The organism is Phenylobacterium sp., from assembly GCF_031412415.1.
Taxonomy (GTDB): Bacteria; Pseudomonadota; Alphaproteobacteria; order Caulobacterales; family Caulobacteraceae; genus Phenylobacterium.
The window spans coordinates 1-4,493 of record NZ_JANOCX010000236.1 but is presented as its reverse complement, the minus strand read 5'-3'; the positions used below and the strand labels follow the sequence as shown (position 1 = coordinate 4,493).

The 4,493-nt window shown below is 68.1% G+C and carries 4 protein-coding genes; 2 read left to right on the top strand and 2 right to left on the bottom strand.

From position 1 onward, the window contains the following. Nucleotides 1-186: 186 nt before the first annotated feature. Entirely contained in the window at nt 187-1,809 is a 1,623-nt protein-coding gene (locus RMO04_RS11750; RefSeq protein WP_309644970.1) for an amidohydrolase family protein, read from the top strand. 12 nt (nt 1,810-1,821) lie between these two features. Here RMO04_RS11750 and RMO04_RS11745 read toward each other — a convergent pair whose 3' ends face one another. Continuing rightward, on the bottom strand, nt 1,822-2,205 hold the full coding sequence (locus tag RMO04_RS11745) for a cytochrome c (RefSeq protein WP_309644969.1): 384 nt from the start codon (nt 2,203-2,205) through the stop codon (nt 1,822-1,824). Between the two features lie 14 nt (nt 2,206-2,219). Further along, nucleotides 2,220-3,815 (bottom strand): FAD-dependent oxidoreductase, encoded by a 1,596-nt coding sequence (locus RMO04_RS11740; protein WP_309644968.1) that lies wholly within the window; start codon nt 3,813-3,815, stop codon nt 2,220-2,222. 214 nt (nt 3,816-4,029) lie between these two features. Here RMO04_RS11740 and RMO04_RS11735 point away from each other — a divergent pair. Next, nucleotides 4,030-4,493: deoxyribodipyrimidine photo-lyase (locus RMO04_RS11735; RefSeq protein WP_309644967.1), on the top strand; the 464-nt coding region annotated here is incomplete at its 3' end.

The following is a 4,493-nucleotide window of genomic DNA, read 5'->3' as shown; positions in this document are numbered from 1 at the left end:
GTTTCTCCGCCGGAGCCGACGGTGGTTTTCGGCGCGCGCGGCTCGGCGCCAGTGGTCTTGGCCATGTGTAGCGATCCCGGATTCGGTGATTTGACGTTCGGTAGGAGCGCTAACGCGGCGCGAGCCGGTTGGTGGCGGCGGCGAAGGCGATTAGTTGTCGAGGGTCGGCGTCGCCAGGGGGAATCGATGAGAACACTGCTTCATGGGCTGCTGGGCGCCGTGCTGGCCGCGACGCTCGGCCAGGCGCCGGCCGCCGCCCAGAGCGCGCCCGGGGCGAGCGCCGCGCCGGCCATGCGTCCGGCGCCCGCCCGCCGGGCCGGAGAAGGCTTCGGCCCCTATCGCAAGCTGGTGATCCGGGGGGTCACCCTGATCGACGGCACTGGCGCGCCGCCGCGCGGGCCGGTCGATATCGTCATCGAGAACGACAAGATCGTCGACGTGCTGCAGGCCGGCTGGCCGGGCATGCCGCTGAAGGCCGAGCGCGCGCCGCGCGACGCCGACCACGAGATCGACGCCACGGGCATGTACGCCCTGCCCGGCTTCGTCGACATGCACGTTCATGGCGGAGATCCGAAGAAGTCGCCGGACCTGGAGTATGCCTACAAGCTGTGGCTGGCCCACGGCGTGACCACGGTGCGCGGCGTCAGCCTGGCCCCCCATGACATCGCGGTCTCCGAAAAGGGCCGCAGCGCGCGCGGCGAGATCGTCGCCCCGCGCATCTACAACTATCAGACCATGGGCCAGGGCTGGAGCGGCGGGCGCATCGACAGCCCGCCCAAGGCGCGCGCCTGGGTGCAGTGGGCGGCCAAGAACGGCGTGGACGGCATCAAGTTCTTCGGCTGGAACGACGAGACGCCCGAGGTGATGACCGCGGCGATCGACGAGGCCAGGAAGCTTGGCCTCGGCACGGTGGCCCATGTCTCCCAGCCTGGCGTGGCGGGGCTGAACGCCCGGCAGTTCGGCGCGGCGGGCCTGGGGACCGTCACCCACTTCTACGGTCACTTCGAGTCAATGCTGAAGGACGGCCGGCTGCAGAAGTACCCGAACGACTACAATTTCTACGACGAGGCCAAGCGCTTCGGCGAAGCCGCCGAGATCTGGGACGAGGTGGAGCCTGGCTCGGAAGCCTGGTTCGACTATCTCAAGAGCCAGAAGGCGGCGGCGGTCACCTTCGACCCGACCATGACCATCTACGCCGCGTCGCGCGACCTGATGCGGGCCAAGAACGCCGACTGGCACGCGACCTACACCCTGCCCACCCTGGCGGATTACTACCGTTCCACCCGCGACAACCACGGCAGCTACTTCTTCGACTGGACCACCGGCAACGAGGTGGCGTGGCGCAATTTCTACGGCCGCTTCATGCGGTTGATGAACGACTACAAGAACATCGGCGGTCGGGTAACCACGGGGTCGGACTCCGGCTTCATCTGGAAGCTGTACGGCTTCGGCTACATCGAGGAGCTGGAGCTGCTGCAGGAGGCCGGGTTCTCGCCGCTGGAGGTGGTGCAGGCCGCCACCGTCAACGGGGCGCGGACCCTGGCCGATCCCAAAGGCCAGCCACCCTCGTTCGGGATCGTGCGCCCGGGCATGAGCGCCGACCTGGTGATCGCGCCTGAAAACCCGCTGGCCAACTTCAAGACCCTCTACGGCACTGGTCACCAGCGACTGAGCGCCGACAACAGGATCGAGACCGTCGGCGGGGTGAAGTGGACCGTGACCCGAGGCGTCGCCTATGACGCGCCGGCCCTGCTGGCCGACGTGCGAGCCATGGTGGCGGCGAAGAAGGCGGAGCGCGCCGGGAAATAGAAGGTCGAGGCCTCAATGCGCCTGGAGGACGGCCTTGGTGTTCTGACGCTTGCCGCCGCGTTGGGCTGAGACCTGGGTGGGGTTCACCGGCTTGCCCTTGTTGCCCCACGATTGGCGCACATAGCTCAGGATGACCGCGATCTGCTGATCGCTGAGCTCGTCATGGAACGACGGCATGCCGCCGCGCCCCTGGAGAACGCGGGTGATCGGCTCCTTCGGATCGCCCTGGATGAGCTTGCTGCCCACCAGGGCCGGGAAGGCGCCGGGGACACCGGCGCCCGTGGGTCGGTGACAGGCGGCGCAGTTGTCCATGTAGAGGCTGCGGCCGTCGGCGGCGGCGGCCGGTTGGACAGACAAGCTGGCGCCGACCAGGGCGAAGGCGAGAACGAAACGCATCGGTCCCCTCCGCCTCAGGCCGCGTGCGCGCGGGCGTGGAGCTTGGCGATCTGCTGCCAGGCGCTCTCGATGGCGCCGGCCTGCCAGCCGGTCATGTAGCTTAGGTGCTCACCGGCCAGATAGAGACGCCCGTCCGGCTCGCAGAGGATCGGATAGGCGCTGGCGCGGGACTCGTCGCTCCACTGGGCCCAGCCGCCCAGATTGTGCTCGATCAGGTGCCAGGAGGCCGAGAAGGCGCTGTCGATGTTTTCGGAATAGCCGGGGAACACCTTGTCGCCGGCCCGGCCCGCCAGGGCGCGGCGCTCGGCGGGCGACAGGGCGCTGACCTTGGCGGCCTGGGCGCCGAAATTGTAGTAGCCCAGCAGCACGCCCTTCTGCCCCTGGAAGCCCGTGGACGGCAGGGTCATGCTGTTGATCTGGGGATCGTCGAAATAGACGTGGCCGCCATAGATGTGGTGGTCCTCTTCCCAGAACCGCCGCTTCATCTGCAGGCCGATCTTGCCGACCAGGGCGTAGGAGACCGCGCCGATCGCCTCCTTGAAGGGCTTGGAGACCTGCACGTCCATCTGGCGCAGGACCGAGAGCGGGATGGTGCAGATGCAGTAGTCGGCCTTGAGGGTCCCGGCCTTGCCGGCGCCGTCGACGAAGGCGATCTCCACGCCCGTGGCGTTCTGCTTCAGGCTCTTCACCTGGGTCGAATACTTGATGAGCTTGCCGACGGCGGCCTCGAAGCCCTTGGCGATCCGGTCCATGCCGCCCACGGGCTGGAACATGGTCTTCTGCTGCTCGTAGTTGCTGACCGAGGCCAGGGTGCGCCAGGCGCCGGAGTGCAGCACGTCGGTGAAGCTGTTGGGAGTGGACGGCTTGCCCGGCCCCGGATTGGTCCCGGCGCCGGGCGCGATGTCGAAGCCGCGCCCTTCCGAGCCCTTATAGGCCAGGTCGTTGGTCAGATAGCCCTCGTGGACCAAATAGGCGATGAACTGCTCGCGATCCTCGGCGGTCATCTGGCCGTCCAGCGCGCCCTGCTTGACCGACTTGGCCAGGATCTCGGCCGCGCCGCCACGGATGTCGGCGGCCACCTGGCCCTTGCGGATCGGCTTGCCGGCCAGCGGCCCCTTGCCCCGACCGAACATCACGTACGAGGCGTCGTTGTCGTTGACGAAGACCTCCAGCGGGATGTTGAAGGCCTTGGTGTAGTGCAGGGTCGACTGGTGGTGATACGGGATCCGCCAGGGGCCGTGGTTGATGTAGTTGCCCTCGTCGAAGTCGCAGTCCTGGGTCTCGCCGCCCAGCTCGGTCAGCTTGAAGCCCTTGCGCGCCGTCTGGCAGCGACCGCCGGCGAAGTCGCGCGCCTCGATCACGGTCACGTCGTAGCCGGCCTTGGAGAGTTCGTAGGCCGCCGTCAGCCCCGCCAGCCCCGCGCCCAGCACGGCGACCTTCTTGCCGCGGCCGTCCGACAGGGCGGGCGGCGCGGCCTGGGCCGAGGCGATGCCGAAACCGAGGGCGCTCATGCCGGCCATCAACAGCCGCGAGCCGCCAACGCCGCCCAGACCTTCCAGGAAGGACCGGCGCGAAACACCCAGCCCGGCGGCCAACAAACCACGATCCATAATATCCCCACCCGTTCTGCAATGGGACGCAGGGAGCAGAGGACCACACCGGGCTGACAATCGCTAATTTCTTAGGCGCCTCATGAGCCGCGGAAATAGGACGTCGGCGCCCAATGCCTGGGCGTCGGCGACGGGGAACGGGCGCCCGTGACGCTTGACCCCGCCTCCAAAGTGGTCGCCCCGACGTAACGACCTGTGGCAGGAGGGGCGCCCAATGATCCAGAACACCCGCATCCGGTTGCGCGCCCGACATGAGGTCAATCCCGAGGGCGCCTATGTCCTCTACTGGATGCAGCAGTCGCAGAGGGTGGGCTGCAATCCGGCGCTGGAGTTCGCGGTCGCCGAGGCCAACGCGCTCGGCCTGCCGGTGCTGGTCTGTTTCGGCCTGACCGACGGATTTCCGGAGGCCAATGCGCGGCACTACCACTTCATGCTGAGCGGACTGGCGCAGGTCGCCCAGGGCCTGGCCGCACGCGGGATCGGGTTCGCGATTCGGATGGGATCGCCGCAGGCCGTGGCGCTGGATCTGTCCCACGAGGCGGCGCTGGTGGTCTGCGACCGGGGCTATCTGCGCATCCAGCGCCAGTGGCGCCAGACCCTCGCCAAGCAGATCGAGCGCCGGCTGTATCAGGTGGAGGGCGATGTGGTGGTCCCCGTCGAGACCGCCTCCCCCACGCA